The sequence below is a fragment of the Fictibacillus norfolkensis genome, assembly GCF_014836645.1.
Taxonomy (GTDB): Bacteria; Bacillota; Bacilli; order Bacillales; family Fictibacillaceae; genus Fictibacillus; species Fictibacillus norfolkensis.
On sequence record NZ_JACSQM010000008.1, the window covers coordinates 38,513 to 63,667 of the forward strand.

Annotated in this window: 34 protein-coding genes; 15 read left to right on the forward strand and 19 right to left on the reverse strand. The window is 38.4% G+C overall.

All coding sequences use genetic code 11. The features are described 5' to 3' along the window. Nucleotides 1-82: 82 nt before the first annotated feature. Both fabF and H9648_RS16290 read right to left on the reverse strand, forming a co-directional pair. A complete protein-coding gene (gene fabF / locus H9648_RS16285; protein ID WP_144701151.1) occupies nucleotides 83-1,321 on the reverse strand; it encodes a beta-ketoacyl-ACP synthase II in 1,239 nt (412 codons plus the stop codon). 44 nt (nucleotides 1,322-1,365) lie between these two features. Next, complete coding sequence (locus H9648_RS16290; RefSeq protein ID WP_191754877.1) at nucleotides 1,366-2,298, reverse strand: beta-ketoacyl-ACP synthase III; 933 nt, start codon at nucleotides 2,296-2,298, stop codon at nucleotides 1,366-1,368. Between the two features lie 264 nt (nucleotides 2,299-2,562). On the opposite strand from H9648_RS16290, the gene H9648_RS16295 reads away from it, so the two are divergent. Continuing rightward, a complete protein-coding gene (locus H9648_RS16295; protein ID WP_066393082.1) occupies nucleotides 2,563-2,862 on the forward strand; it encodes a YppG family protein in 300 nt (99 codons plus the stop codon). Between the two features lie 42 nt (nucleotides 2,863-2,904). On the opposite strand, the gene H9648_RS16300 is transcribed toward H9648_RS16295, so the two are convergent. From H9648_RS16300 to H9648_RS16310, 3 genes are all read right to left on the reverse strand, one after another. Next, the gene (locus H9648_RS16300; RefSeq protein ID WP_066393080.1) at nucleotides 2,905-3,081 is read right to left on the reverse strand and encodes a ComZ family protein; all 177 of its coding nucleotides are present in this window, start codon (nucleotides 3,079-3,081) and stop codon (nucleotides 2,905-2,907) included. Nucleotides 3,082-3,499: 418 nt separating this feature from the next. Next, on the reverse strand, nucleotides 3,500-4,411 hold the full coding sequence (locus H9648_RS16305; protein ID WP_191754878.1) for an NAD-dependent epimerase/dehydratase family protein: 912 nt from the start codon (nucleotides 4,409-4,411) through the stop codon (nucleotides 3,500-3,502). A 114-nt stretch (nucleotides 4,412-4,525) separates the two neighbouring features. Next, complete coding sequence (locus H9648_RS16310) at nucleotides 4,526-5,263, reverse strand: alpha/beta hydrolase (RefSeq protein WP_191754879.1); 738 nt, start codon at nucleotides 5,261-5,263, stop codon at nucleotides 4,526-4,528. A 393-nt stretch (nucleotides 5,264-5,656) separates the two neighbouring features. Between H9648_RS16310 and H9648_RS16315 the strand changes: the two genes are divergently transcribed. After that, nucleotides 5,657-5,836 (forward strand): YjzD family protein, encoded by a 180-nt coding sequence (locus H9648_RS16315; protein WP_066393075.1) that lies wholly within the window; start codon nucleotides 5,657-5,659, stop codon nucleotides 5,834-5,836. A gap of 38 nt (nucleotides 5,837-5,874) precedes the next feature. Here the strand turns inward: H9648_RS16315 and H9648_RS16320 are convergent, their stop codons facing one another. Both H9648_RS16320 and H9648_RS16325 read right to left on the reverse strand, forming a co-directional pair. Then, on the reverse strand, nucleotides 5,875-6,054 hold the full coding sequence (locus tag H9648_RS16320) for a YjzC family protein (protein ID WP_191754880.1): 180 nt from the start codon (nucleotides 6,052-6,054) through the stop codon (nucleotides 5,875-5,877). 89 nt (nucleotides 6,055-6,143) lie between these two features. After that, nucleotides 6,144-6,467 (reverse strand): hypothetical protein, encoded by a 324-nt coding sequence (locus H9648_RS16325; RefSeq protein WP_191754881.1) that lies wholly within the window; start codon nucleotides 6,465-6,467, stop codon nucleotides 6,144-6,146. Nucleotides 6,468-6,565: 98 nt separating this feature from the next. On the opposite strand from H9648_RS16325, the gene H9648_RS16330 reads away from it, so the two are divergent. Beyond that, on the forward strand, nucleotides 6,566-6,859 hold the full coding sequence (locus H9648_RS16330; RefSeq protein ID WP_191754882.1) for an HNH endonuclease: 294 nt from the start codon (nucleotides 6,566-6,568) through the stop codon (nucleotides 6,857-6,859). Nucleotides 6,860-6,863: 4 nt separating this feature from the next. Continuing rightward, nucleotides 6,864-7,031 carry a hypothetical protein gene (locus tag H9648_RS16335; protein WP_191754883.1) on the forward strand — a complete coding sequence of 56 codons (168 nt, stop codon included), beginning with the start codon at nucleotides 6,864-6,866 and terminating at the stop codon, nucleotides 7,029-7,031. Nucleotides 7,032-7,127: 96 nt separating this feature from the next. On the opposite strand, the gene moaD is transcribed toward H9648_RS16335, so the two are convergent. Genes moaD through H9648_RS16355 form a run of 4 tightly spaced genes read right to left on the reverse strand, consistent with a single transcriptional unit; the run spans nucleotide 7,128 to nucleotide 9,625 of the window. Continuing rightward, the gene (gene moaD, locus H9648_RS16340) at nucleotides 7,128-7,367 is read right to left on the reverse strand and encodes a molybdopterin converting factor subunit 1 (RefSeq protein ID WP_191754947.1); all 240 of its coding nucleotides are present in this window, start codon (nucleotides 7,365-7,367) and stop codon (nucleotides 7,128-7,130) included. Further along, a complete protein-coding gene (locus H9648_RS16345) occupies nucleotides 7,367-7,822 on the reverse strand; it encodes a molybdenum cofactor biosynthesis protein MoaE (protein ID WP_404825766.1) in 456 nt (151 codons plus the stop codon). The genes moaD and H9648_RS16345 overlap by 1 nt, the downstream gene beginning before the upstream one ends. Beyond that, nucleotides 7,815-8,366: a molybdopterin-guanine dinucleotide biosynthesis protein B gene (mobB, locus tag H9648_RS16350; protein ID WP_191754885.1), complete on the reverse strand. Its 552-nt coding sequence runs from the start codon at nucleotides 8,364-8,366 to the stop codon at nucleotides 7,815-7,817. Before mobB ends, H9648_RS16345 begins: the two co-directional genes overlap by 8 nt. Beyond that, nucleotides 8,306-9,625, reverse strand: coding sequence for a molybdopterin molybdotransferase MoeA (locus tag H9648_RS16355; RefSeq protein WP_225218946.1), 1,320 nt, complete (start codon nucleotides 9,623-9,625; stop codon nucleotides 8,306-8,308). The genes mobB and H9648_RS16355 overlap by 61 nt, the downstream gene beginning before the upstream one ends. A gap of 102 nt (nucleotides 9,626-9,727) precedes the next feature. Between H9648_RS16355 and H9648_RS16360 the strand changes: the two genes are divergently transcribed. Further along, on the forward strand, nucleotides 9,728-9,919 hold the full coding sequence (locus H9648_RS16360; RefSeq protein WP_137789879.1) for a hypothetical protein: 192 nt from the start codon (nucleotides 9,728-9,730) through the stop codon (nucleotides 9,917-9,919). A 3-nt stretch (nucleotides 9,920-9,922) separates the two neighbouring features. Here H9648_RS16360 and H9648_RS16365 read toward each other — a convergent pair whose 3' ends face one another. After that, nucleotides 9,923-10,699, reverse strand: coding sequence for a prolyl oligopeptidase family serine peptidase (locus tag H9648_RS16365; RefSeq protein WP_191754886.1), 777 nt, complete (start codon nucleotides 10,697-10,699; stop codon nucleotides 9,923-9,925). A 143-nt stretch (nucleotides 10,700-10,842) separates the two neighbouring features. Here H9648_RS16365 and H9648_RS16370 point away from each other — a divergent pair, with 143 nt between their 5' ends. From H9648_RS16370 to H9648_RS21085, 3 genes are all read left to right on the forward strand, one after another. Continuing rightward, on the forward strand, nucleotides 10,843-11,655 hold the full coding sequence (locus H9648_RS16370; protein ID WP_191754887.1) for a Cof-type HAD-IIB family hydrolase: 813 nt from the start codon (nucleotides 10,843-10,845) through the stop codon (nucleotides 11,653-11,655). 136 nt (nucleotides 11,656-11,791) lie between these two features. After that, entirely contained in the window at nucleotides 11,792-11,935 is a 144-nt protein-coding gene (locus H9648_RS16375; RefSeq protein WP_191754888.1) for a hypothetical protein, read from the forward strand. A 2-nt stretch (nucleotides 11,936-11,937) separates the two neighbouring features. Next, nucleotides 11,938-12,330: a DUF3813 domain-containing protein gene (locus tag H9648_RS21085; protein ID WP_191754889.1), complete on the forward strand. Its 393-nt coding sequence runs from the start codon at nucleotides 11,938-11,940 to the stop codon at nucleotides 12,328-12,330. Between the two features lie 28 nt (nucleotides 12,331-12,358). On the opposite strand, the gene H9648_RS16385 is transcribed toward H9648_RS21085, so the two are convergent. After that, nucleotides 12,359-12,946, reverse strand: a complete 588-nt coding sequence (locus H9648_RS16385) for a GDSL-type esterase/lipase family protein (RefSeq protein ID WP_191754890.1) — start codon at nucleotides 12,944-12,946, stop codon at nucleotides 12,359-12,361. 149 nt (nucleotides 12,947-13,095) lie between these two features. On the opposite strand from H9648_RS16385, the gene H9648_RS16390 reads away from it, so the two are divergent. Next, entirely contained in the window at nucleotides 13,096-13,548 is a 453-nt protein-coding gene (locus H9648_RS16390) for a GNAT family N-acetyltransferase (protein WP_144701181.1), read from the forward strand. A gap of 26 nt (nucleotides 13,549-13,574) precedes the next feature. Next, nucleotides 13,575-13,835, forward strand: coding sequence for a NifU N-terminal domain-containing protein (locus tag H9648_RS16395; protein ID WP_066393044.1), 261 nt, complete (start codon nucleotides 13,575-13,577; stop codon nucleotides 13,833-13,835). 65 nt (nucleotides 13,836-13,900) lie between these two features. Here the strand turns inward: H9648_RS16395 and H9648_RS16400 are convergent, their stop codons facing one another. Both H9648_RS16400 and H9648_RS16405 read right to left on the reverse strand, forming a co-directional pair. Next, nucleotides 13,901-14,713, reverse strand: a complete 813-nt coding sequence (locus tag H9648_RS16400; protein WP_191754891.1) for a BsuPI-related putative proteinase inhibitor — start codon at nucleotides 14,711-14,713, stop codon at nucleotides 13,901-13,903. A gap of 140 nt (nucleotides 14,714-14,853) precedes the next feature. After that, nucleotides 14,854-15,720: a YitT family protein gene (locus H9648_RS16405; protein WP_144701185.1), complete on the reverse strand. Its 867-nt coding sequence runs from the start codon at nucleotides 15,718-15,720 to the stop codon at nucleotides 14,854-14,856. A gap of 159 nt (nucleotides 15,721-15,879) precedes the next feature. On the opposite strand from H9648_RS16405, the gene H9648_RS16410 reads away from it, so the two are divergent. Together H9648_RS16410 and H9648_RS16415 are read left to right on the forward strand one after the other, a co-directional pair. Continuing rightward, nucleotides 15,880-16,743, forward strand: a complete 864-nt coding sequence (locus tag H9648_RS16410) for a DegV family protein (RefSeq protein ID WP_225218947.1) — start codon at nucleotides 15,880-15,882, stop codon at nucleotides 16,741-16,743. Nucleotides 16,744-16,799: 56 nt separating this feature from the next. Continuing rightward, nucleotides 16,800-16,937 (forward strand): hypothetical protein, encoded by a 138-nt coding sequence (locus tag H9648_RS16415; RefSeq protein ID WP_186320546.1) that lies wholly within the window; start codon nucleotides 16,800-16,802, stop codon nucleotides 16,935-16,937. Nucleotides 16,938-16,997: 60 nt separating this feature from the next. On the opposite strand, the gene H9648_RS16420 is transcribed toward H9648_RS16415, so the two are convergent. After that, entirely contained in the window at nucleotides 16,998-18,131 is a 1,134-nt protein-coding gene (locus H9648_RS16420) for a histidine kinase N-terminal domain-containing protein (RefSeq protein WP_191754892.1), read from the reverse strand. Between the two features lie 326 nt (nucleotides 18,132-18,457). Here H9648_RS16420 and ku point away from each other — a divergent pair, with 326 nt between their 5' ends. Genes ku through ligD form a run of 3 tightly spaced genes read left to right on the forward strand, consistent with a single transcriptional unit; the run spans nucleotide 18,458 to nucleotide 21,197 of the window. Next, the gene (ku, locus tag H9648_RS16425; protein ID WP_191754893.1) at nucleotides 18,458-19,345 is read left to right on the forward strand and encodes a non-homologous end joining protein Ku; all 888 of its coding nucleotides are present in this window, start codon (nucleotides 18,458-18,460) and stop codon (nucleotides 19,343-19,345) included. Beyond that, entirely contained in the window at nucleotides 19,342-20,304 is a 963-nt protein-coding gene (locus H9648_RS20745) for an ATP-dependent DNA ligase (RefSeq protein WP_225218948.1), read from the forward strand. Before ku ends, H9648_RS20745 begins: the two co-directional genes overlap by 4 nt. Then, on the forward strand, nucleotides 20,277-21,197 hold the full coding sequence (gene ligD, locus H9648_RS20750) for a non-homologous end-joining DNA ligase (protein WP_225218949.1): 921 nt from the start codon (nucleotides 20,277-20,279) through the stop codon (nucleotides 21,195-21,197). The genes H9648_RS20745 and ligD overlap by 28 nt, the downstream gene beginning before the upstream one ends. 376 nt (nucleotides 21,198-21,573) lie before the next feature. Here ligD and H9648_RS16435 read toward each other — a convergent pair whose 3' ends face one another. The 3 genes from H9648_RS16435 to H9648_RS16445 all read right to left on the reverse strand — a co-directional run bounded on the left by H9648_RS16435 (nucleotide 21,574) and on the right by H9648_RS16445 (nucleotide 25,154). After that, nucleotides 21,574-22,602 (reverse strand): LacI family DNA-binding transcriptional regulator, encoded by a 1,029-nt coding sequence (locus tag H9648_RS16435; RefSeq protein WP_191754894.1) that lies wholly within the window; start codon nucleotides 22,600-22,602, stop codon nucleotides 21,574-21,576. A gap of 155 nt (nucleotides 22,603-22,757) precedes the next feature. Continuing rightward, nucleotides 22,758-24,287 carry an alpha-amylase family glycosyl hydrolase gene (locus tag H9648_RS16440; protein ID WP_191754895.1) on the reverse strand — a complete coding sequence of 510 codons (1,530 nt, stop codon included), beginning with the start codon at nucleotides 24,285-24,287 and terminating at the stop codon, nucleotides 22,758-22,760. A 30-nt stretch (nucleotides 24,288-24,317) separates the two neighbouring features. Continuing rightward, nucleotides 24,318-25,154 (reverse strand): sugar ABC transporter permease, encoded by an 837-nt coding sequence (locus H9648_RS16445; protein ID WP_191754896.1) that lies wholly within the window; start codon nucleotides 25,152-25,154, stop codon nucleotides 24,318-24,320. Nucleotide 25,155 lies beyond the last annotated feature (1 nt).

Consider the following 25,155-nt stretch of genomic DNA (forward strand, 5'->3'; position numbering starts at 1 on the left):
GTCCTTTTTATTCTAAATAAAGGTAATTAACTCGAAGTATGCAAAACCCCGCTTTCATAAGAAAACGGGGTTTGATCATATACTATTCTTCGATTTTTTTGAACACTAATGATGCATTATGTCCACCGAAACCTAGTGAGTTACTAAGAACAGCTTTCACTTCTGCCTGTCTTGCTGTATTCGGAACATAGTCCAGATCGCACTCTTCATCCGGTGTTTCATAGTTAATCGTAGGAGGAAGAATACTCTCTTGAATCGCTTTTACGGAAAAGATTGCTTCGATCCCACCAGCAGCACCTAATAAGTGTCCTGTCATTGATTTTGTAGAGCTGACCGGAATCTTATAAGCATGCTCGTTAAACACAGCTTTAATTGCAGCTGTTTCAAACTTATCGTTGTAATCCGTACTAGTTCCATGCGCGTTAATGTAAGAGATTTCTTCTGGAGCAAGACCGCTATCTTCAACTGCTTGTCTCATCGCACGTGCTCCGCCTTCTCCGCCTGGAGCAGGCTGAGTAATATGATAAGCATCTCCTGTTGCTCCATACCCTACGATCTCTGCGTAAATTTTAGCTCCGCGTTTTTTCGCAAATTCGTATTCTTCTAGAACTAGAATTCCAGCTCCTTCACCGATGATAAAGCCTGTTCTGTCCTTATCGAACGGACGGCTAGCTGTTTTTGGATCTGGATTCGTTGAAAGTGCTCCTGCTTGGCAGAATCCTGCTAATGCCATGTCTGTGATTGGTGCTTCTGTTCCACCTGTAACCATTACATCTGCATCTCCACGTTGAATCACTTTGAATGCATCTCCAATTGAGTTTGCACCAGATGCACAAGCCGTTACGGTACATGAGTTCATACCTTTTGCACCGATTGTAATTGAAACTTGACCAGATGCCATATCTGGAATCATCATCGGAACGAAGAATGGGCTAACACGTCTAACACCTTTTGCTTCAAAAATACGGAATTGTTCTTCATGAGTATCCATACCACCAATTCCAGAACCGATCCATACCCCTACGCGAGGTGCAATTTCTTCTGTAATATCTAAGTTTGCATCTTTAACAGCCATAATGGATGCTGCAACCGCAAACTGCGTGAAACGATCCATACGGCGTGCTTCTCTTTTATCCATAAAATCTTCCGGATTAAATTCTGTTGCTTCTGCAGCAACTTTAACAGGAAATTTCTCTTTATCTCTTCTTGTAAGTGGACCAACACCACTTTGACCTTCAACAATCTTTTTCCATGTTTCTTCTACACTGTTTCCAAGAGGAGTTACGGCTCCTAGACCAGTTACGACTACTCTCTTTTTCATTGTAAAACCAACTCTCCTTTGTACACATTTGCGGTCATTAATGATTATCTTCCCCAACGAAGTGCAACAGCACCCCAGGTTAAACCTCCACCAAAGCCAACAAGTACGATTGTATGATCTTCTTTTATTCTACCATCTTTTAGTGCTTCTTTTAATGCCATCGGTATGGAAGCTGATGACGTATTACCAAATTTGTCTATTGTCATGACCATTTTTTCTTTCGGAAGTTCTAAACGCTCTCGTGAAGCTTCCATGATTCTTATATTCGCTTGATGCGGAATTAAGAAATCAACGTCTTCTTTACTCAGACCTGCTTTATGAACGACATTTAATGAAGTCTCACCCATCTGACGAACAGCAAACTTAAAAACTTCTCTGCCGTTCATGTGGATAAATTCATTTTGATACAGATGTTTTGCTCCTGTTCCGTCTGAACCAAGCTCAAACGAAAGGATGCCTCTACCTTCACTAACATTAGAAAGGATAGCCGCTCCAGCTCCGTCTCCGAAAAGCACAGCTGTATTACGATCTTTCCAATCTGTTATCTTAGATAGCTTTTCAGCACCAATGACTAGAACATTTTTATATGTTCCCGTTTCAATAAATTGCTTTCCTACGACCAAACCATAAATAAATCCTGCACACGCAGCACTTACATCCATACCTACGGCGTTCTTCGCACCTAATGATTCTTGCAATTGACATGCTACTGACGGAAATGGATTGTCTGGTGTAACCGTCGCTACCACGATAAGATCAATATCTTCTGCAGAGATGCCAGCATCTTTTATCGCTTCTTCCGCTGCAAATCTAGCCATATGAGACGTTTTCATCGATTCGTCTGCAATTCTGCGTTCTACGATCCCTGTTCGAGTTCGAATCCACTCGTCACTTGTATCAACCATCTTTTCCAGGTCGGAGTTCGCTAGAATTTTTTCAGGGATATAGCTTCCCATCCCTATGATTCCTGCATTCATAACATTACCCCTTTGGCTTCGTTTATTTTTAAAATAAAGGTTTTTTGCTCGTTCCCACTGGAATGAGTAACTTGAAATAACGATTTACGTAATAAATGAAAAATTGATTTATAATCAAATATTATGACCTGGTACTAATTTTATGATATCTCTTATATTTTGTCTAGTTAAAGTTCTTTTCTTTCACCAATATAAACTTTAGGGCATATCCTGTATGGAAGAAAAGTGTAAGTTTAGTGAAATTGATATTAGGAGTGGTTCAATATGCATAATCCCCAAGCTAGACAGCAACCGATGTATCCTCCGCAGTTTCCTGGACGTTTTCCAATGGGCCAAAACCAGCAGCATATGCAGCAAGGTTTTCCACCACCACAACATTTCGGTGGCCCTGGTTTCAGAGGTATGCCGGCACCGTTTCACCAACCGATGCCTCGACCATTTCTACATTCTTTTCGAACGCAGGAAGGCTCTTTAGATTATAATAAGATTTTTTCCGTTATCGACCAATCCGTAAAAGTCGCACAACAGATCTCACCTATCTTTTCTGCGTTTAAGAAGAAGTAAAAAAAGCCAACCCGAGCTGGTTGGCTTTTCTTTGTTTATTTCTTATTTTTCTTCTTTTCCAAGTTCGTAAGCATCATTCATCACGTTCATTAAGAGCTGAAGCATCGGCTGCACATCTTCCATGCCGATCTCAATTCCTTTTTTCTCTAAAAAGGCTTGTGCTTCTGGCATATGCGACATAGCGATCTGCATAAATTTCATGTTGCGTTCTGTATCCATTTTCAAGTTCCTCCTTCACTTTATGTACACGGTTTTTAACCCATTATCTATTATAAAGAAAAATGAACGGTGGATAAACGTTTTGTGATTATTTTACGACCCAGTTTGGAGCTTTTCCCCGATCTCGGTGATTTTTTTTCCATAATAGTCATCTACTCCTGCGCTAATCCCGAGGATTCATTATACCGGCTGGGGTATCTATACAATTAATTCAAGAAATTTAAGAAATAATTCTAGAAATATTGATTATAATCCGGCGAGTTTTTGCATTAATTCAGCGAGTTTTCCTCATTTATCGGCGAGTCGACACATAACGACAAAGATTAGACTTCTATATACCCTCTCTCCAACAAACATCATTCACTAAATTAAATACTAAAAGGTGATCCTTAAAAATCATCAGGATCACCTTCATTTGTCAAATCTCTTTAGAATTGGGCTTTGATTTTTTATTTCTATTTCTAAAATGCATAATCTGTTTCATGATACCTTCTTTTATTTTTGTTTTAGCACGAAACCCGAGTTCATTTTCCGCTTTCTCACCTTTTATCCGCATCTTTCTTTTTTCTTTGAATGTTATTTGGTCGGCTTTTAATTCGGTTAACCCTTCAAGCCATTGGTTCTGGTTGCCACTTGCTATGTTGTAGATTTCATTTTTTGCAGCTGATTTACCTGCCAAGAATAATGCTTCAGCGGCGTCATCCACAAAGAGTACATCTTCTGTAACTGAATCTTTTGATATCGAATCGTTCCTTTCCTGATCTTGATCTTCTGTGGATATTACCTGTTGGTACGTATGATGTTCAGGCTGACCGGGTCCATATACAGTTGGCAATCTCATGATAACGAATGGAAAATCATGCTGTTCAGCAAGTTGTTTCACGATATTTTCTTCTGTTAGCTTAATTAGACCAAAAAGTGACTCGGGATTTTTTGGTGAAGTTTCCAAAACATCTCCTTGACGTTTTCCGTATACATCATAGGATGATACATAGATCAACTTCGTTTCACTGTTGGCTAACGTTGCGACTTTTTTAAGAACAGAGACGTTCCGCTGTACTTCATCTTCTATATTAGCCCATGGTGCTGTTGGCTTGACTGAACAAGCGAGATGGAAAATCACATCACAGTCATTTGTATGTGGTTCAAGATCCGTTTCGTTTATATCATAAGGAAGGTACTTAAATCCGGCATGACGAGCAATGAAATCAATCCGGTCTGGAGATTCTGCCATATCTATGCCGACGACGTCCACTTCTTCATCCAACAAACGGCTGCATAAATGGTAACCGATAAACCCTGCCGCTCCTGTTACAAATGCCTTTTTCATGTAAGAGCCTCCAGTCCATTTTTCTCCTCTTACTATCCTATGGTCTTACCCAAAAGAATACGATACTTTTTTTACACACAAAAACCCCATTACAGCATTCACATAATGAGGTTTCTACAACACTTTTTCATGGTTTTTAAAAAATTCTTGAAAGGCCCTTGCCGGATTAAACGTAGCTTCAGGAACATGTATAGAAAGTGAAATAGGTGCTGCTAATTCTTGTCTTCTCTTCTCATAAGGTCTGCTGTGGTCTTTAAAATTAAATGCAACACCACGTGCCGCATGCCATATTTGAACTGGTGTAGTCGCTGTAAAGTGATTGGTTTGAGGTAGATTATGAATGAGTAATTCTATATCTTCTTCTGTATCGTAAGCTGTTATGATTTCTCGAATCAGTCGTTTGAAAAATAATCGGTTCTGTCTTTCATGTTTGAAATGGTGCTGCAAATCGATACATGGATTGATAAATAAGGATGAGCGTATATTTTTTTCCATATCCTCCATGAGCTGCAGTGCAACAAGTGATCCCATACCCTCTGCGATCAAATGAATATTCGGGTTTAAAGTTTCATGCTTCATCACATAGTGGTAAAGTCGTTTTGCCAGAATGACTGCTTTCGGACTACCCCAATGTCTTCCGTATAGATTAGAATAAAAAATGGTATATCCTTGATTTTTGAGGGATTGAATGAGGTTTGCACGTTCAGTGTTTTGTTTCCAAAGACTTGTATGCTCATCAACATAATGACTGCAATCACCGATGATCATCACGGCAAAACCGTTCGGCTGCTTTGGTAGGTGTATGATATTCCATTGATTGTCTATTTGGAAAGTGCGTTTGTCGATACTCACATTTCTCCCCTCGAATTCGCTTTTCTTAACTAATGTATGCAGGGGAAAAAATTTAGCTAAAGTTATCTGCCTAAGTATTTAGTTCTTTTTTCAGTTTTTCTAACGTTTGTTTTCCTTCAACCGTTAAATTCTTCTCTTCCTGTTCTTCCAACGCTTTCAACTCTTTCAACTTTTCTTCCATACTAAAAGATCCCTCCATGAAACCTGAATTAAGTGTGTACCTTCTTCTTCGCAACCGTCCCTTATCCTGTTAAGCTTGAACAATTTATGAAAATTTTTAACATTTAAGGCTTATTGGACGATTATTTACATAAAGAATCTTTCCCTTTATCTCAACTTTTGTTACTATACAGAAGGGTAAAGAATTCGTTTACATAAAGAGGTGAATGTGGCATGCGTTATATTTGGACGTTAATCTGGTCTTTATTATTAAGTAATATGATTTTTTATGTGCTCGTTTCAATGCAAGGCGGAACATTCGATTTCGTTAAAGCTTGTATTTTCGGAGTAGTGTTTACAGTCATAATTTCTATTCTTGGTGAGTTATTGCCGGCAAAAAGCGAAGAGATATAAAATAAAAACCCGGTTTATATGCCGGGTTTTTATTTTTGCTATGGCTTTCGTTTATATGTCCAAACTCTGTTATGATTCGTTGTTTCTGGAAATCGATCTCCGGCTGATAAATGAATCTGTTGCGGATCATTTACCAAACTCCCCGTCTCACCGATCTCTACATACATCCCGTTATTGGGTGCTTTCTGACCATGTTTAAAATGTTTATGCTGCCCCATATGTTGATGTACCTCCTTTCTTTTATAGGTTACCCGCGCTCTCATTGATAACTCTTGCTAAAAAAAGAAGGATTCCATCAAAATTTCCCTTAAAATGCCCCGTTTACCCCTGCCACAGCATGAAGCGGAAACATACATCGATAGATCTGATATCCCCTTACATCATACTGCGCTTCTGGGTTTCGATTTTCTTGCGTTTCTTCTACATACGGTATGGCAAAATAGACGTTCTGCTGGTCGACATATTCAATAAAACCTGTATATGCTGCACCATCCATCAACATTAATTGCACATGCTGATTTTTGTTTTTTAAGCATGTTTTATACATTTTTTTAAATGGTGACCGACCCATTCCCGCCGATTGTCCACCAAAATTTTGTGAAGCTCCATATGGATATGGTTGTGGATACATATTACCCCCTCCTTCTACCACATCCTATTCAGAGTAAAAGAAGATGGTACATTTATCTATAGACAGATATTCATCAACTTGAAGGGATTGAGTAAAGCGTGGAGAAAGGTACATGTGAACTTTGTAGAAGAGAACCAGTAGAATTAACCGTTCATCACTTGATTCCAAAAGAAGAAGGCGGCAGATTTTCAGAAACAGCAAATCTTTGTGCTCCCTGTCATAAACAGATTCATTTTTTGTATACAAATTCTGAACTAGCATCACTATACAGCACGATTGAAAAACTAAGGGATACTCCTGAACTTAAAAAATTCTTAAAGTGGCTTCGTAAACAGCCGGCATCAGCGCTTCCTCGTATGAAAAAGTCAAACCGTTTAAAGCGAAGGAGATGAAGGTATGAAGGAACTAGTTGGAACATGTTCAATTTGTGGTGTGCAGTTATTTTGTGTAGATGGTTTTTTTCAAGGTCATATCGTTAATAATCAGAATTTCTGTCTTTCTTGTCGGCCAAATAACGAGCGTGGAAATTCGCGAACGATCAAAAAAGCTGAGGAACGAGCATAAAAGCTGAGGAGTATATAAAACTTTGAGCAAATTAAAAAGAAACCTGCAGACTAACAAGTGGCAGGTTCCTTAAACTTCCCATTTGCTTTTGGCTCATCAACCCCCACTAACAGGAGGTATGAAAGCTACAGTGTCACCATCATTCACTTGATCTGTTAACTCTACATATTCCTCATTTACAGCAAGTAATGCATTTTCAATACCAGAAAGTTTACCGACTTCATTTTGCAACAAGGTTCTTACTTCTTCTACGTTAAGAGGAAAATGAACTTCAATCGAAATTCTTTCTGTTTCGGCTTGCTGAGCTAAATCTGCAAACAATAAGATGTTGATCATCATTTTACAACCCCCTCTGGATGTCCAGCAGGATAAGTTTTTGTACCTTTTTGATTACCTATCCACTCTTCCCCGTCCGTATAATGCTCCTTTTTCCAGATGGGCACTATCTCCTTGATGCGCTCAATCGCATAACGACTTGCTTCAAAAGCATCTTGTCGATGAGGAGTAGATACTGCGATCGTTACTGCGATATCGGATATTTGCAGCGTTCCAATTCGATGTGTAATCGCCGTGATCGCACTAGGCCATTTTTCTTGAATTTCGGTTCCAATTCTTTCAAGTTGTTTTTCGGCCATAGGTACATAAGCTTCATAATGAAGGAATTTGGTTTGTTTTTGTCCTGTCATTTCTCTAACCGTACCGATGAATACAGAAATAGCTCCTGCATTATGGTGAACGACAGAATCAATAACGTCTTGATTATTTATTGGTTCAGATGTTATCTTAAACATTTTCATGATCCACTCTCCTTCGATGTTCCTGAGTGATGTAGGTGATTAAACAGTTCAGCCATCCTTCTTCATCGTCCCGTATGAATTGGGGGCTATTTAATTCCTGCAAAATAGCACCCTTAGGTTTATTGGAATGTATGGCTGCAATCACTTCATGAGAATTCAGCACAAGATCCATATCTTCTATCTCGTTTCGCAAAAGAATGACTCGAGGAAACGGAGTATGTTTATATCCTTCTATTAGAATACAATCCATTTCAATTGTTTCGTTTAGGGCGATTGCTTTATTCAATGGTAATTCTGAATTTATGGTTAATATAGAGTTATTAGAAGAAGTAACACATGTTATATAGGCACCAGCATCTCTATGTTGCTCTGTATCTTTTCCAACATCATTAAAATCTACACGATCTCCGTGACCATGGTGTTTAATGACTCCAACCTGCAGGTGGCATTTCCCTAACTCCTTAAGTAGCTTACTGATTAAAGTTGTTTTTCCACTGTTTTGATAGCCGACGACTTGGAGAATAACGGGTGATCCCACGGCCATTCGCTCCCTTCGCCATGCCAAGTGATTACACCAACTTCGCTTCCCTTTTCCCACCCCCGCGTACCTCCAGGCAAAGCGATCAGACAATTCGCTTCAACTAAAGAGGAGACAGAACTGGACTTATCTAGACCAGCTGGTTTTACAACGTTTCCATCGATCTCCTCAGATAAAGTAGCCCTAACAAATCGCGTAAACGGATTTGGTTTTGGAAAATCCCTTGAAAGTGTAGCCTTTGTAACTCTGCAGTGTGGCTTTAGCATATTCATTCCTTTTAAGATCACAGGCCTCACAAAAAGTTCAGCGCCAACAAAACAAGCTGAAGGGTTTCCAGAAAGTCCAAAAAGCCATTTTTCTTCGAAGACCGCAACGGTCGTTACACTGCCTGGTCGCATGGCAACCTTATTAAATAGAACTTCTGCACCGAGCTTTTTGTATACTTCCGGAAGAAAATCATAATCTCCAACAGATACTCCTCCTGTTGTGATCAAAACATCGGTCTCTTGCAGTGATTCCTTGATGCTTTTATACAAAGAGTCAAAATTGTCTTCACGATGTTGATAGATTCTAACTTCTGCACCCATCGCTCTAACTTGAGCTGCACACATGTATGCATTGCTGTTTCTTATTTTTCCTGGTTGCAGATCTTCATTTACGTCAAGTAGTTCTGTTCCTGTTGAAAGAATGCCAACAACTGGCCTTTTGTAAACTGAAACAGTGTGGTATCCGAACGTGGCAAGAATTGCAACAATTCCTGGCGTGATCTTAGTTCCTGCTTTCACTAAAACAGTGCCCTCTTGTGTGTCTTCACCTTGAAAAGAAATGTTCTCATCCTTTTTAACAGATCTTTTAATTTGGATATGGGTTTCGCCATCAATAATAAGCTCTTTTACTAGTTCTAACATGATAACTGCATCAGCACCATCGGGAATTTTGGCTCCTGTCATAATCCGAACTGCCATTCCGCTTTCTATTTCATGTTCTGCAACTTGTCCTGCTCCAATTGTTTCTACAACCTTCAATGTGATGGGATGATTCATTGATGCATGTTTCGAATCACTTGAACGAATAGCGAATCCATCATAAGGAGAACGATTAAAAGGAGGAACATCATGGGTAGCTGTAAGATTCTCTGCCAATATACGATGATCACACTCGGTGATCGAAACATCTTCAATTCCCCAAAATCGGGTGTGATTCATGATTTTATTTACAGCCTCTGCAACTGGTAGTGGTGTTCGTTTAGTAACCGGCAAAATTTCACCTCTTTTAATTTTCAGAATATAAACACTTTTCAGTTTACTTTTTCACCTATCTTTGTTATTATTTTTTTAAATTATGGAAAGGATGTTGATCGAATGAAGGTTTCTTATGAATATTACCACCGTTCCGGCTATAAAGTAACCATTACCGACATCCCAGAAGAATTTAACGAACAGGGAGTTTTTTCCCTGCGTATCATGCATTCTCTGCAAAAGCAAATTGACGAAATCGATCATATGTATCAGCCTAAACGAACATATCGGCTAAAGCTAGAAGAAACGGGGTAGTACTTACACCGTTTCTTTTTTTGCTTTTAATTGTTGTGCGATCCACTCTACTGCGTTTAAATAGGCAGCACGTGAAACTTTATGACCAGAAGTTTTGTCGTTCATGTACACAGATGCACTATTCTTCTCGGTTAAGGTTTGTACGTATGGCTTTGCGAACTCATATGGAATTACAGCATCAACTTCACTATGCCAAATAAATAACGGACGATTGTTTAGCCTGTCAAGGTTACGTGTCAGGTCGTAATCCTTTAAGGAAGTAATAGAATTCTCAAGCTCTTCAACTGTGAGAGGAATATCGTAACCTGCATTTTGAATTCTTTCGACCTGCCATCTTGCAAATTTCTCATGAGCTGGCGTTCCCATAAGTGCACATCCAGCACTGATCTTCGGATTGTTAACGAGTGATCCGTAAGTGATGATAGCCCCCATTGAAGTTCCACCGACAGCTACTTGATCTTCTAGAACAAACTCGTTTTCTGTTGCCCAATCCATAATAGTATTTACATCTTGAATGCCTTGTTGAACGATGTTCCAAAAGTCATATTCCATCGACTTGGGTGGATTCGCCACGATTCGCTCTCCATGATGTAGGGCATCTGGTAAGATTACTCGAAAATCTTTTTCAGCTAGTGAATAAGCAAAATGTAAATTATGTTCTTTTGCACTCGTATATCCGTGTATGAAAATGAAAAGCGGCAACGGTTTACCTGCATTCTCTGGTTTTTCCGCAAGTAAAAAAGGAATATCGCCGACCGTTCCTTTTTGTATTGACACCATGTGTATATCTCTCCTCTTTCTCTTTTTTTCCATCTTATCATGAGACATGTTTCTTTTTCATGAAAGACGCCCTGTATGAATAGACTTTTTGTATGTAAAATAATACACTTTATATAAGCATCCTAAAAAAGGCAGGTACTTTCGTGACTCAACCTTACTTAATTGCATTAGATCTTGATGGAACCTTATTAAATGATGAGAAAAAAATTCCAAGAAAAACAAAAGAACTACTTTTTCAACTGATCGATCATGGTCATCATGTTTGCATTTCCACTGGTCGCCCATTTCGTTCATCTAACATGTATTATGAGGAGTTAGAACTCAACACTCCGATTGTGAATTTTAATGGCGCTTTTGTTCATCATCCGCATGACGCAGGGTTCGGTATTCACCACTCTCCGCTCGAACTAGACGTTGCAAAACGTATTATTTCAGCATGTGAGACGTTTAAAGTGAAGAACATCATGGTCGAGGTTCTTGATGATGTCTATTTAAAGAAACCCGATGAAGTGATTGTGAATACATTCATCATGAATGAAAATCCTCTCCAGATTGGCGATCTTCATAAAACCTTGCAAGATGATCCGACGGCTATTCTAGTTCATCCAGAAGATCATCACATTCCAGAGTTAAGAGCGATGCTCCAAAAAGAACATGCTGAAGTTGTTGATCAAAGAGTATGGGCTGCACCATGGAACATCATTGAAGTCATTCGTTCTGGTATCAGCAAAGCCACTGGTCTTAAAAAGATTGCTGAATATTACAATGTCCCACAAGATCGGATTGTAGCTTTTGGTGATGAAGACAACGACTTTGAGATGATTGAATATGCAGGTCATGGTGTTGCGATGGGAAATGCCATTGATGAACTTAAAGCACGTGCTAATTATGTAACACTTACAAATGAAGAAGAAGGCATTGCTCATTATTTAAAAAACATCTTAAAACTTGTTTAAAATGATAAAGATCTTCAAGCTGAACCTCAGCTGAAGATCTTTTTTCCATTTCTTTTTTAAGCATTTGATCCTTCTGATTACATATTGTACTTCTTACAGTAAAAACTAAACGTACGGGAGAAAAGGAGGAATTCCAATGAGTAAAAAGAGTCGATCCAAACGTGCTACTAAGCAAGGTGCCGATATGGTGAGTCAGGAAACAACAATGGCTTTTAGTAAAGATGAGCAACAAGGTCGCAAACGCGAAAAAGAAGAAAGAAATTCATTAGGAGGCATATAACGATGGCAAACAGACTATTTCAAATCGCGAGAAATGCCGTTCAACAAGCTGTAGGAAAGGTTCAACATTCAACTCATGAATTAAATAACCAGATTTCTAACAGCGGAAATGCCGATCATGCTGAACTTTCTGGTCATGACAAAGAAGTAGCACAGAATGCTCTTTCTTCTGCAATGGCTAATTCTTCTGATGCAGAGCGTGCTCAATTGGCTGAATTTCAAAAAGAATTGGATAGACACTCTGGTGTTTCGTCTCATGTGAATTCTGGTTCACAACATGCAGAAAACCAGCAGCACTCGGAAACAAGTCAGCCTCAGTCATTTACTCAAGCAACTGGCTTAAGTTTAGAAGACGCAGAGAGCTTGTTGGAAGAAAACCCTGATCGCCTAAACTAAATAGTTAAAAGGAACAGCTTTCTCTATTTCAAGGAGAAAGCTGTTTTTTTGGAAATGTGATGGCAGTCAAAGTTTTAATTTTTCTTAACACAAGTTCACTAAGCTGTTCATATCCAAATTTATTAAAATGAAGACCATCATCAATTACATATTTTTGAATGTTCTTATCAACTAGTGTTTCAAACAATGGTATATAAGATGTCCCCTCAAGTTTCGCTACTTTTTTAACGGTTTGTGCATATTTTTTCATCCTATCATTCGTCCGAGCTTTCTGTTGGTCTTCAAACACGGGAGCTGGACTGATCAAGATGACTTTATCCGCTCCGATTTTATTTACCATATAGGTTAGGTTCTTTTCGTATTCTTTTAATGGAATAAGTCTATGATCGCTCGAATCGTTGGCACCAAAAAGAATGGTGACAAAATCAGGATGATGCCGAAGAACGTCATCTTGCAGTCTCACAAGGGCAGCTCTAGTCGTCTCTGCAGGTATCCCAGCATTCATTACAACCCACTCGGTTAATTCTTGTCTCAAACGGGAAGTTAATCTAAGTGAGCCATCTTTACTCTTTTCTTTTGAAGTGATGCTGTCTCCAAAACAAACAAGAGTCTTCATTTCTTACTCATCTCCTCTATTGAATATCTCTAATTAAACTATTCGAAAGAAATTACCATTTATCAAACGTCAAACCTCCATTATTTTTGTTATAATGTGTTATGTGAAGAAGATATCTTATGTTTTTAGAGTAATTTTGGGGGCATTGTATGAAAATATATCGCGTAACGAATGAAGCTGAATCTCATATCATTGAAGAAATTGCGCATTTATTCTTACAGCAGCGTACGATGGATGGTGAGCCAGAAGAAAAAACCAGAACGTTTGCTGGTATTAAAATGGCGCTTGAAAACCCAGAGAAAAGCGGAATCATCATTGCAGAAGAAGAAAATTCTGTTATCGGACTTGCCTTCTTTAACTTAGGAGTAAGTCTTCGTATCGGTGGACCTTATCTTTGGTTGAATGAGCTTTATGTACATGAAAAGCATCGCAACAGAGGAATCGCACGTAAACTTTTGTTACACTTGATCTATTGGGCTGAGAGAGATGGTATCAAATCCATTGAACTTGAAACAGGGATCAACAACTCTGTTACGAAGCATCTGTACAATTCATTGGATTTCCATGATATCATCTCTAAGAGATATGCATTTCATTTTTAATACTATTATTTGAAGGAGTGTTCGTAATGGCAGTAGAATTTTCGATCCAACCAACACCGAACCCTAACGCAATCAAATTTGATGGTTCAGAGAAATTTTTAGAAGGAAGACTTTCTGCACGTGTAGGTGATGATTCAGACTCCCCACTTGCTAAAGCACTGTTATCCATTGATGGAGTAGAATCGATTTTTGGTTTTGAAAACTTTATTACAGTAAATAAAACAAACGACAGTGACTGGAACGAATTGATGCCAGAAATTCAAAAAGCATTAGAAGAAAATGCTTAAGTTGTTTACACCAGCCTTTACGACCGGGCTGGTTTTTTGTTGGTGATTTTTTGTGGAAATTTTTTTTATTTAAAAGACTGAAGCGGCACCGCTAGTGTATCTGCTCTTTCCCCGTTCTTAGGACTATAGTAAAACAGTTCGAGCATGAGCGTACCGTTTATAGGCAGATCATCCTCTGGAATTTTAACTTCAAACGAAAATGGAGCCCAATCTGGTCCGCCTTTCTCAATTCTTTCACTCTTTTCAATAAAAACGTTATGACCATCAGAAACAGAATAGGCAAATGAGCCTTCAAACACTCTTGCTTCTCCTGATACTTTGTAAGTACCGTCTTTCCCTGAAAAGTGTATTTTTCGAAATGTATTATTCATCTTTTCTTCAGATCCGCCTTGAAGAGTAAGCGTTTCTTCAACTGTTAGACTCTTCGTTCTCAATGATCCTGGTGCTATTTTATTAGGTAGAAAATTAGCTTTAACCGTATATATACCTGCTTTATTATTCTCTGCAGAAATCTTCCACTTTGTTTTCCAAATATGACTTGCCCCAGCTTTTATATGTACGTCCTCTCGTTTCTTCTCGTAGTTCTTTCCTTTAGAATGTCTGAAGACTTCTTTTTTCGAAGAATCCAAGATCGCCACATCAAACATCTTTGAACGATTAAAAGATAAAGTTACCGTATGATTGCTATGATTCTCAAGAACGGCGAGCACATCAATCCCATCGTTTCTTTGCTGGATGGATAGAACGGGACTGAGTTGAGAAGTTACTTCACCGGGTTTACCTTTAGGCTTATCCTCTTCTTTGTTACAAGCTGACAGTAAGAAGATAATGGTACATACAATTAGTAAAGCGATAACGGATGTTTTAAATGACTTCATGTTTTCAATCACCTCACTTTCATTTTTACCTTTATATGGTGTTTTTATTGAAAATATTCGCAAAAAAACACACTGTATGGACCTTGTCCATACCGTGTGTACAAAAATGAATGGTTTGTAATTGTATGGGGTCAGACCCCTTAGTCATTTCTGAAGAAGCCGTAGATGCCTGTTGTGTGAACGATATTTGTGAAGGCATTCGGATCTACCTCTTTAAGCACTTGCTCTAGATCATATAATTCATAGCGTGTGATTACGATGATGAGCATCTCTTTATCTTGCTTAGAGAATGCGCCTTTTGCGGGTACTATTGTAATGCCACGAACCATTTTTCCGTGAATGGCTTCTTGGATCTCATTACCCTTCTTCGTAACGATCATCGCTGTTAGTTTTTCATGACGCGTATGTACAGCGTCAATAACGCGGGATGAAACATAGAGAGCTACAAGCGTATATAACGCCTTCTCCCAACCGAATAGGAAACCTGCAGCAAGTATAATCAAACCATTAAGGATAAAGAAATAACCACCGATTGGCTTGTTCTTCATTCTTGATAAGATCATCGCGATAATATCAAGTCCTCCTGTTGATGCTCCATACTTCAATGTTACACCAACACCTAAGGCAGCGATAACTCCGCCGAAAACCGCATTCAAGAGTATATCTGATGAAACGACTGTAATAGGTATGATCTCTAGAAACGCGGTGATCATGATGACACTCAAGAAACTATATACCGTAAATGACTTTCCTACTTTCAGCCAGCCTAAAATCGTCACAGGAATATTAAATAATAAATACAAAATACCAGTGCTGATCGGAAAAGCCGTATTAACGAGCAGTGATGAAATCAGCTGAGAAACACCTGTAAATCCACTCGCATAAACCTTTGCCGGTATTAAGAACATGTTAAGCGAGACGGCATTAAGCAGGGCTCCTACGATTATAAAAAAGATCTTTTTAAGTTCAGTTATCCCTAGATCTTTTAAGCGAAAACGTTCTGTCATGAGTGAGAGTCCCTCCTTTTTTCATTAATCCAAGATTCATTTTTAACAGATAAAGATACCCCGCGTCAATAGTCATAAGAGCTATTTTTCAAACATGATCATTGCCTTTTCATTCCATCACAAGTTAAACTATAGAAAAAGCCAAGCAGGTGAACAATAATGACTACCATAATAACCGATACAGGATCTGATCTACCTAAACAATTATTGGACGAATACGAGATTATCATGCTGCCTCTAATCGTACAGGTCAATGATGAAGAGTATCTAGATCGATCTAACATCGAACCAAAACAGTTATATACATATATGAAGGAAGGCGCCGTCCCAAAAACAGCTCAAGTTCCTCCCTCAATCATTAAAGAAACATTAACTTCATGTGCGAGAAATGGACAACCTGCCATCTATATCACTTTATCTTCAGGAATCAGTGGGACCTATCAAACAGCTGTACTTATGAAAAATGAAGTGCTTGAAGAATATCCAAATGCTCAAATAGAAGTCTTTGATAGCCAAGCCGCATCATTAGGATATGGTTTGATGGTCTATGAAGCAGCTAAAGAAGCCAAGGAAGGAAAGTCCTTTGATGAGATTCTTCACACGCTTCAACACTATCAGAACCACCTTGAACATATTTTTACCGTTGATGACCTTGAATATTTATTACGCGGCGGCAGAGTAAGTAAAACAGCAGCTCTCATGGGGACACTTTTAAAAATTAAGCCTGTTCTTCATATGGAAGACGGAAAGCTGTTTCCACTTGAAAAACTGCGTGGAAAGAAAAAAGTTCTAGGACGCATGGTAGAACTTATGAAAGAAAGAGCTTCATCTCTTGATGACATTACGATCGGAATCAGTCATGCGGATGATACGGAAACGGCAAAAGCTTTAAAAGATTTGATCATTGAAGAAACAGGAAACAAGAACATTTTAGTTACGATGATCGGTTGTGCGATCGGCGCTCACGCAGGACCTGGAACAATTGCTCTATTCTTCTTAAATACACCTAAAAAAGCATCTTAAAACATGATGAATAATGAGACCCCTTCTGACAGATGTTAGAGTCAGGAGGGATTTTTATGACGCACCATAATACAAAAGACAACAATAAACGCCCAGAAGATAATCAGGCAATGAATCAATTGAAGAATGAAGCAGAACTTGAGAGTAAACAAAAAGGAAAACAGCCATACTCAAAAAAACCTGATCATCTTTAAAGATCGAAAAAAGCCCCCTTATAAAAGGGAGCTTTTTTTGTTCTATTTAGTCTGTCAGAATCAGCTGATCGGAAATTTAATCGTAAAACAAGTGTCATCTCTTGTAGAACTTACTTCAATCGTCCCGTTATGTTTTTCAACGATCTGTTTACAAACAGAAAGCCCAAGTCCTGTTCCGAGTGACTTTGTCGTAACAAATGGTTCAAAAACGTTCTCAAGTAAATAATCAGGAATCGGGTTACCATTATTACAGATTGATAATTCTGCCATATCGTCCTCGTTTTTCATTAAAGAAACCTTAATCTTTCTCTCACCACTCCAGCCACTTAATTCTTCGACGGCATTCACTAAGATGTTTAATAACACCTGTTTGATCTGTGAACTGTCGCCCTCTGTAAACACGTCTTTTTCAACCTGAGAAATGGTTACAATATTCGTCTCAGTAAAACGCGGATACATAAAGTTAAGCATTTCCTTCAAAAGTGATGATAACGAGACTTTCTCGAGCTTATCTTGCAAGCCTCTCATTTTTGATAAATACAGAAACTGTGTAATCTTTTCTTCAAGGCTCTGCATCTCGTTTTGTATGATCTCAAAATAATACTCGGATTGGTCCGTCTTATCTAATTCTTTTTGTAAAAGATAGATGAAGCCCTTAACGGAAGTAAGTGGATTTCGAAATTCATGGGCAAAACTGGCTGCAATCTGTCCAAGCATGGTTAACCGATCGTGGTGCATCTCTTGGATAAACTGGTTTTTGCGGTCAATGATCGAATCCTTAAGCGCTGTATATTCTTGAACACTCAAGAAGACAAGTTGATCAAAATACCTCTGCATTTTTAGAACGCCATCGCCTTTCAATTGGTCATTTAAGAGTGAACACATTAAAAGTTCATAGACGATGCTCCGGCCTATATTAATGTTATGAACAAAATCTCCGACGTTCGCTTTTGCTTCAATTCGTTCCTTGGCGATCTTACTCGTTAGAGCTTGCAGTCTATCCAGTGAACCTGTTTCCAAAAAGTTGATCAGCTCTACAATCGTTTGATGACCGTTCTTTTTTACTTCTTCATAAAAAGGGTCATTTTGAGGCAACAGTACGTTTTCCAGCCATTTTTCTACAATGCTTGTTCTTTGGTTGTTTAAGAATTGAGCAAGTTCTGTATTTGATTGTGTGTTTGTACTGCTATCCAATGTTATCACCCTTTTATTGAAAGGCTGTTTTCGTATACATTGTTGCTTGCTCGCTTTCCATGGGGCATGTGTTGAGCCTCCTGCCCCTTTGCGCTGTTTAGAGGTCTCACACCTTACACTACAATCAACTAGTGCGTTTTATTAAAAGTAAGACAATGCAACAATCATAGTAAAAAGCCTATTGAAAAAACTCTATTCTTATTATGAATGAAATTGCATGTTTCTACAATGCATTGTCGAAATCTGTATAAACTATGGAAAAATATACATGATGTCGATTCGTATGGAGAAACTATCTGTAAATGAGTTTTGAAAGGATGGTTTTCATGCACACGATGTGGAAAGGTGCAATCAGCTTTGGTCTTGTTAATATTCCTATCAAGCTGTTTGCAGCAACTGAAAATAAAGATATTAAAATGAGATATTTACATGAGAAATGCCATAGTCCCGTTCAATATGAAAAGATTTGCCCTGTATGTGAAGAGACTGTGGACTCAAAAGAAATTGTAAAAGGATATGAGTATGAACCCGGTAAGTTCGTAGTGGTGGAAAAGGAAGAACTTGATGAACTAGCAGGTGTTTCTGATAAATCAATCGAGATCATCGATTTTATTAAGTTAGAGGAAATTGATCCTATCTTTTATAACCGTTCCTATTTCGTTGGACCTGGCGAGAACGGTACAAAATCTTTTGCCCTCTTAAAAAAAGCAATGGAAGACACCGGGAAGATCGGGCTTGCCAAGTTCACACTTCGATCAAAAGAACACCTTGCAGCTGTTCGTGTATATAAAAACGGTCTAGTCTTGGAAACCATCTTTTATCCCGATGAAGTAAGGAATGTTGATCATGTTCCTGGTTTAACAGATGAAGTATCACTCAATGAAAAAGAAGTTGAGATGGCCAAACAGCTTATCGAACAATTAACAGCCCCGTTCGAGCCTGAAAAGTATGAAGACGAATACCGTGAAGCGGTTCTCGAATTAATCAACTCAAAAATTTCTGGTGATGAAGTGAAAGTTGCGAAAGAAAAACCGAAAACAAATGTTGTAGATCTTATGGAAGCACTTCAAGCTTCTATCAATGAGAGTAAAGGAAAAGAAACTGCTGATAAAGGTAAGAAAACAAAAGAAACAAGTTCTAAGAAAAGCAATGATTCCACAGAAACAAAGCCTAAAAAGAAAAAGTCAACATCAAAGAAGAAAGCTAGTTCATGATTCAACCCTTTTTAAAACCGATGCTCCCTTCTCTTTCAAATGAATTGCCTGTAGGGGATCAGTGGGTATATGAAGTGAAATATGATGGCTTTAGATGTTTACTTTACTGGGATCATTCGAATGTGATCATGACATCTAGAAATGGTCATCCTCTGCATGGTATTTTCCCTGAAGTTGCAGATCACCTTAAAAACATTGAGCATCATGTTAAACACATGTTCCCCCTTCTTTTAGATGGAGAACTATGCATTCTAGAAAACGAGAATAAAGCCAACTTTGAACACATTCAAAAAAGAGGCAGATTAAAACAACCCGATAAAATCATACAAGCTTCTAAAACAAATCCTTCTTCTTATTGTGCATTCGATCTGCTAGCTAGTAAAGATGATTACATTTATCGGCAGAGTTTTTTTGAACGAAAAGAAAACTTGCAGAGTCTTCTTAAGCTTGCAGGTGTTCAAAGCAGTAAAATTTCAACCGAAAGTCTTCTTAATTTTATTCCGTTTACTTCAGCAAGATCAGAAATAATGAAAAGAGTTCAAGTAAACAATAGTGAAGGAATCGTGGCAAAGAGTCTTTCTAATAAATGGACTCCAGGACTTCGAACAAACGAATGGATCAAAGTAAAAAATCTTAAATTTCATCCCTTTATCGTATTGGGTTATGATACGGAAAACGGTTTTTTCCATGTTGGTGTAATGAATGAAGGAACCGTTCAGTTTGTGGGATTATTCTCTCACGGCATCTCTCCTCAAGAGAAGGAAGCGTTGATTCAAATCATAAAAAAAAATATGAGGAGCAGGAACGGTACGCTTATTATGATAGAGCCTTCAATCTGCGTAGAACTTTCGTATTTAGAACTATACAAAAATCAATTGAGACAGCCAAGGTTTGTTTCATTTCGTTTTGATACAAACTGGGAGGAATGTACATGGGAAAGTCTTCAAAAAAACAAGTAGATCTTCATGTTAACGGCGAGATCGTAACGTTAACAAGTCCTAACAAACCATTATGGCCGGATCACGATATTGTTAAAGTTGAATATATCAATTATTTAACTCAAATAGCGCCATATATGCTGCCTTTTTTGAAGAATCGGTCCTTAACGGTCATTAGATATCCTCATGGTGTGAGTGAGGAAAAGTTCTATCAAAAGAATTGTCCAGATTACGCTCCACAATATGTACATACGAATATGGAAGAAGATATTAATTATATCGTCTGTAATAACTTATCTACATTGCTCTGGTTAGGAAACCAGCTCGCATTTGAGTTTCACATTCCTTATCGAACAGTTGAAAATGTTCACCCCTCAGAGATCGTGATGGATTTAGATCCTCCGTCTCGTAAGGAATTTCATCTTTCGGTAGAAGCCGCGCTTATGATAAAAGAAGTTTGTGATAAGTTACATCTCACCTCGTTCATCAAAACAAGTGGTAATAAAGGAATGCAGATCTATATTCCATTACCTGAACAAGCCGTCACATTTGAAGATTCACGTCTATTCACAGAATTTCTAGCACAATATTTAATCGAACGTGAGCCGAAATGGTTTACGATTGAACGATTAAAAAAGAACCGTGGCCACCGGTGCTATATTGATTACATTCAGCACGCAGAAGGCAAAACGATTATTGCTCCTTATTCTGTAAGAGGAAACGACGATGCTTTAGTGGCTACTCCCCTATATTGGAGTGAAGTAAATACTTCATTAAAGCCTGAACAGTTTCCTATTACATCAATCATGGATCGGATAAAAGATGTGGATGACCCGTTTAAAGATTTTTTTTCTTGTAAAAGCAAACAGCCGATCTTACCCGTAATTAAAGCTCTTAAGGAAAAAAGCCTCTGAGAAGATTTGAAGTTATCTTCCAAGAGGCTTTTTTGGTTTACTTTGTTGCTATTGAAAGTTGTTGATTTCCACTCCAGGTTGCTCGCTTTCAATGGGGCGTGCGGTTTACGAAGAAGTATGTGTGCTCCTGTGTCTACAAGTAAATACTACCGAAGCGTTCTTCCTCGTCGCATGCCTTACGAGAAGAAATTGCAAGGTGGCTGGCACGCTACGTGCCTTTAGGAGTCTCCACCTGACAGCTTGTCCCATAGGAGTCGGCAAACTTCCGCTCCAATCAACTTGCATATGAAGTGAAAAAGAGGCTTGAAAATCTACATTCTTCTAGAAATGATTACCCATGGTCATTAAAACCCCGTTAAATCCATCAAACTGATCATTACTTCTCGCTAACTTTACTGCACGTTTGTCTTTCAATCAACTGAAAAGGTACGACTACTCGTTTTGCTTCTTTTTCGGGACATTGAATGCATTCTAAGAGTCCCTTAGCCGCTTCATAACCGAGTTTAAAGATATTGATGTCTACAGATGATAATGAAGGTGATGAGAGTTCAGATAGCATAACGTTGTTGAAACTTAGTAACGAGATGTCATCGGGTACGGTCACACCAAGCTCGTTTAAAGTGCTCAAGACACCGAAGGACATAACGTCATCTATAACAAGAAGTGCTGACGGTGGCTCTTTTAATGCGAGAAGCTCTTTTACTGCTTCTTGCCCTCCTTCTTTTAAGAACTCTTCATGAACGATGTACTCATCTTTATAAGGCAGTCCCGCATTTCGTATCGCTTTTTCATAGCCTAATAACCGGTCGATGGTTACGACTAGATTCAAATTTCCTCCTACAAAACCGATTCGTTCGTGACCTAATGATATAAGATATTCTGTCATTTCTTGAGCAGCTTTGAAGTTATCATTATCTATATGTGTGATACTTTCAGCGTTTTTAAACGGCTTACCGATTACTGTGAACGGGAATTTTTGTTCTTGCAGGTAGCACATGATCCGATCATCTACACGTGAATACAACATAACGATGCCATCCACTCGACGACCTTGTACCATTCGCACAACGCCTTCGAAGATTTCATCTTCTGTATTACCTGTCGACATGTATAGGGCGTATTCTTGTTCATGTGCAATCGTACTGATTCCTCTGATTACTTCTGGAAAAAACGGATTTTGAAAAGCTTTGTCTGCAGAACTAGGCATGACAAGACCGATCGCCTGAGTGCTTCGGTTTGCCAAACTTCTTGCATTAAAGTTTGGATGATAGCCAAGATAGTCCATCGCTTCTTTAACTTTTCGTTTTGTCTTTTCAGAAATTCGAGGATTATTTGCAATTACTCTTGAAACGGTTGAAGGTGCAACATCTGCTAATTTTGCTACATCTTTTATCGTTACTGACATGATATAGTCCTCCTTTCAGACTATTTGGCATAGTGTATACGCTTACTTTATTCCATCAATTATTGTATAGCGTTCGTAGGAAAAAAGAAATATTAATTCCTTTCCACTTTTAATGTTTTAGACTTTTTTTGTAAATTGAATAGTTATAAGACTTTTCAACTTGATAAAGTTCGTTTTTTTCTTTTTTTATTAATATAGAAAGAACTTAACAATAGTACGATTATTGCTGCTATTAAGTAGAGCTTCCAATCGGAATCTGCTTCTTGTACAGAATAAATATCAGCTGATTCCAAATCCATATTCATTTCAACAGAAGTATCGTTCACCTTTATCTCTTCGTCTGATAACAGACTCACAAGTTTTTTATTATGAAGGCTTTTATCCGAAAAAGAAATAGCAGATTTCTTCTTATCATTGTTAAAAGCGATATAAAGTGTTTCATCCTGATATTTTCGTTTAAAGACGGCTTTCCCATCTTTATCAACAATCATCGAATAATCGCCACGTCTAAGTGCAGGATGTTTCTGTCTGAGCTTTCCTAATTTTGAAGTGAATCTTTCAAAATCCTTATTTTGAGTAAAGTCCATCATTCGACGGTTGTCCGGATCTTTGGCTCCATCCATCATATGCTCTGTTCCTTGATAGAGGATAGGAATACCAGGTGCCGAGTAAAGGTAAGTAAGAGCTAACTTTAGCCTCTTTTCAGGATCTTCTTGCTTCAGCAGTGCTTCACGCACGAAGCGAATGTTATCATGATTATCTATAAAATTTCCTAACGTATGCGGATCTTTATAATAGAACTTGTTTCGCTCCCATACAGCGTTCAGCTCTGAAAGCGATTGCCCGCTTTGTCTAAAGATACGAACCATCTCATTGAACAAAGGATAATCTACAAACGATTGAATTCCGGCTTTATTATACTCAGCAATATATCTTGGATCATTGTGCCAAACTTCACCGATCAAATAAAATCCATGCTTAGCTCTATTCACTCGTTCTGAAAATTCTTGCCAAAAATCTTTTGGCACATGTTTCACTGTATCTAACCGGTAGCCATCTATGTCTGTTTCTTTGATCCAATATTCTGCCATGTCGAGTAAATACTTACGCGTTTCATTGTTTTCGGTGTTCAGATCGGGCAATCCAGCGAGCCAGCCGTTCTCAACTTCTTTTTGGTTATCCCAGTTGCCGATCTCCCTCTCTGGGTGGAACCAATCTTGTTTTGACTCTTCTAACCAAGGATGTTTATAGCCTGTATGATTTACGACAAGATCTAATATAACTTTTATATCACGATCATGTGCTTTTTTAACAAGCTGCTTTAACTCATCCTTTGAACCAAAATGTTCTTCCGTATCATAGAAATTCTCCGTCCAATAACCGTGATAGCCTCCTGGTTCGTTCTTTACGACAGGCGTTAGCCAAATTGCCGTAACTCCAAGGTCATCAAGATAATCAAGTTTATCCATGACTCCTTTAAAGTCTCCCCCATGGTAAGCTGAAGGGTCATTAAGATCTACATCAAAATCGTTATTTTTGTCTCCATTGTTGAACCTGTCCACCATGATAAAATAGATTGTTTCATCTTTCCATGACCGTTCTTCCTTTTTTTCTGCAAACGCTTTATTTTGAACAGATAAAAAAAGAAGAAACGACATAGCTAAGAATACAATTCTTTTGCCCATCGCCGTTCCTCCTATAATGAGGTGCTGTGATTAACCTTTTGTACCACCAGCAGTTAAGCCGGAGATAAAGTAACGCTGCAGTGATAAGAATAATAGACCAATTGGAATCGCTACTAATACAGAACCTGCTGCAAACAATGTGAAACTGTTCCCGAACTCATTCTTAATCATATTAAACAGACCAACGGCAAGTGTCATCTTTTCATCTGAACTGATCAGAATGGACGCTAAGATAAAATCAGCGAACGGTGAGATGAAACTGAAAAGTGCGATTACCGCTAAGATTGGCTTTGAAAGCGGCAGGATAATCTGCCAAAAGATACGAAAGTGACCAGCGCCATCAATTCGCGCAGATTCGTCTAGTTCTTTTGGAATGGTATCGTAATAGTTCTTTGCCAAGTATGTGTTCATAGGAATCAATCCACCCACATAAACAAGGATTAAGGCAAAATGTGTATCAAGCAATCCAACTTGGTAAGCTAGGATGTAGATTGCAAGGATCGCTACGAATTGTGGTATCATCTGCAAGATTAAGAAAAGAAGCAATCCGTTTTTACGTCCTATGAACTTGTATCTTGAGAATGCATAAGCCGTTAGGCCGATAAAGATAACAGAGAGAACCATCGTAATAAAACAAATCTTCAATGTGTTCCAATACCAGATCAGATAATCCGTCTCAGCAAATAGCTCTTTATAATGAGCAAGAGTCGCATTTTGTGGAATGATCGTAGAACTGGATAGAGTGTTCCCTGGGTTAAAGGAAGAACCGATTACCCAAAGGATCGGATAGACCACGATTGCGATCGCTGACAATAAAACTAGATAGGACAGAGTTAACCGTATTCTTCTTGCTGTTTTTATACTCATA

Coding starts and splice junctions, on each gene's coding strand:
- fabF (WP_144701151.1), bottom strand. CDS start 1,321: ATGAAAAAGAGAGTAGTCGTAACTGGTCTAGGAGCCGTAACTCCTCTT.
- H9648_RS16290 (WP_191754877.1), bottom strand. CDS start 2,298: ATGAATGCAGGAATCATAGGGATGGGAAGCTATATCCCTGAAAAAATT.
- H9648_RS16295 (WP_066393082.1), top strand. CDS start 2,563: ATGCATAATCCCCAAGCTAGACAGCAACCGATGTATCCTCCGCAGTTT.
- H9648_RS16300 (WP_066393080.1), bottom strand. CDS start 3,081: ATGGATACAGAACGCAACATGAAATTTATGCAGATCGCTATGTCGCAT.
- H9648_RS16305 (WP_191754878.1), bottom strand. CDS start 4,411: ATGAAAAAGGCATTTGTAACAGGAGCGGCAGGGTTTATCGGTTACCAT.
- H9648_RS16315 (WP_066393075.1), top strand. CDS start 5,657: ATGCGTTATATTTGGACGTTAATCTGGTCTTTATTATTAAGTAATATG.
- H9648_RS16320 (WP_191754880.1), bottom strand. CDS start 6,054: ATGGGGCAGCATAAACATTTTAAACATGGTCAGAAAGCACCCAATAAC.
- H9648_RS16325 (WP_191754881.1), bottom strand. CDS start 6,467: ATGTATCCACAACCATATCCATATGGAGCTTCACAAAATTTTGGTGGA.
- H9648_RS16335 (WP_191754883.1), top strand. CDS start 6,864: ATGAAGGAACTAGTTGGAACATGTTCAATTTGTGGTGTGCAGTTATTT.
- moaD (WP_191754947.1), bottom strand. CDS start 7,367: ATGATCAACATCTTATTGTTTGCAGATTTAGCTCAGCAAGCCGAAACA.
- H9648_RS16345 (WP_404825766.1), bottom strand. CDS start 7,822: ATGTTTAAGATAACATCTGAACCAATAAATAATCAAGACGTTATTGAT.
- H9648_RS16360 (WP_137789879.1), top strand. CDS start 9,728: ATGAAGGTTTCTTATGAATATTACCACCGTTCCGGCTATAAAGTAACC.
- H9648_RS16365 (WP_191754886.1), bottom strand. CDS start 10,699: ATGGTGTCAATACAAAAAGGAACGGTCGGCGATATTCCTTTTTTACTT.
- H9648_RS16375 (WP_191754888.1), top strand. CDS start 11,792: ATGAGTAAAAAGAGTCGATCCAAACGTGCTACTAAGCAAGGTGCCGAT.
- H9648_RS21085 (WP_191754889.1), top strand. CDS start 11,938: ATGGCAAACAGACTATTTCAAATCGCGAGAAATGCCGTTCAACAAGCT.
- H9648_RS16385 (WP_191754890.1), bottom strand. CDS start 12,946: ATGAAGACTCTTGTTTGTTTTGGAGACAGCATCACTTCAAAAGAAAAG.
- H9648_RS16390 (WP_144701181.1), top strand. CDS start 13,096: ATGAAAATATATCGCGTAACGAATGAAGCTGAATCTCATATCATTGAA.
- H9648_RS16395 (WP_066393044.1), top strand. CDS start 13,575: ATGGCAGTAGAATTTTCGATCCAACCAACACCGAACCCTAACGCAATC.
- H9648_RS16400 (WP_191754891.1), bottom strand. CDS start 14,713: ATGAAGTCATTTAAAACATCCGTTATCGCTTTACTAATTGTATGTACC.
- H9648_RS16405 (WP_144701185.1), bottom strand. CDS start 15,720: ATGACAGAACGTTTTCGCTTAAAAGATCTAGGGATAACTGAACTTAAA.
- H9648_RS16410 (WP_225218947.1), top strand. CDS start 15,880: ATGACTACCATAATAACCGATACAGGATCTGATCTACCTAAACAATTA.
- H9648_RS16415 (WP_186320546.1), top strand. CDS start 16,800: ATGACGCACCATAATACAAAAGACAACAATAAACGCCCAGAAGATAAT.
- ku (WP_191754893.1), top strand. CDS start 18,458: ATGCACACGATGTGGAAAGGTGCAATCAGCTTTGGTCTTGTTAATATT.
- H9648_RS20745 (WP_225218948.1), top strand. CDS start 19,342: ATGATTCAACCCTTTTTAAAACCGATGCTCCCTTCTCTTTCAAATGAA.
- ligD (WP_225218949.1), top strand. CDS start 20,277: ATGGGAAAGTCTTCAAAAAAACAAGTAGATCTTCATGTTAACGGCGAG.
- H9648_RS16435 (WP_191754894.1), bottom strand. CDS start 22,602: ATGTCAGTAACGATAAAAGATGTAGCAAAATTAGCAGATGTTGCACCT.
- H9648_RS16440 (WP_191754895.1), bottom strand. CDS start 24,287: ATGGGCAAAAGAATTGTATTCTTAGCTATGTCGTTTCTTCTTTTTTTA.
- H9648_RS16445 (WP_191754896.1), bottom strand. CDS start 25,154: ATGAGTATAAAAACAGCAAGAAGAATACGGTTAACTCTGTCCTATCTA.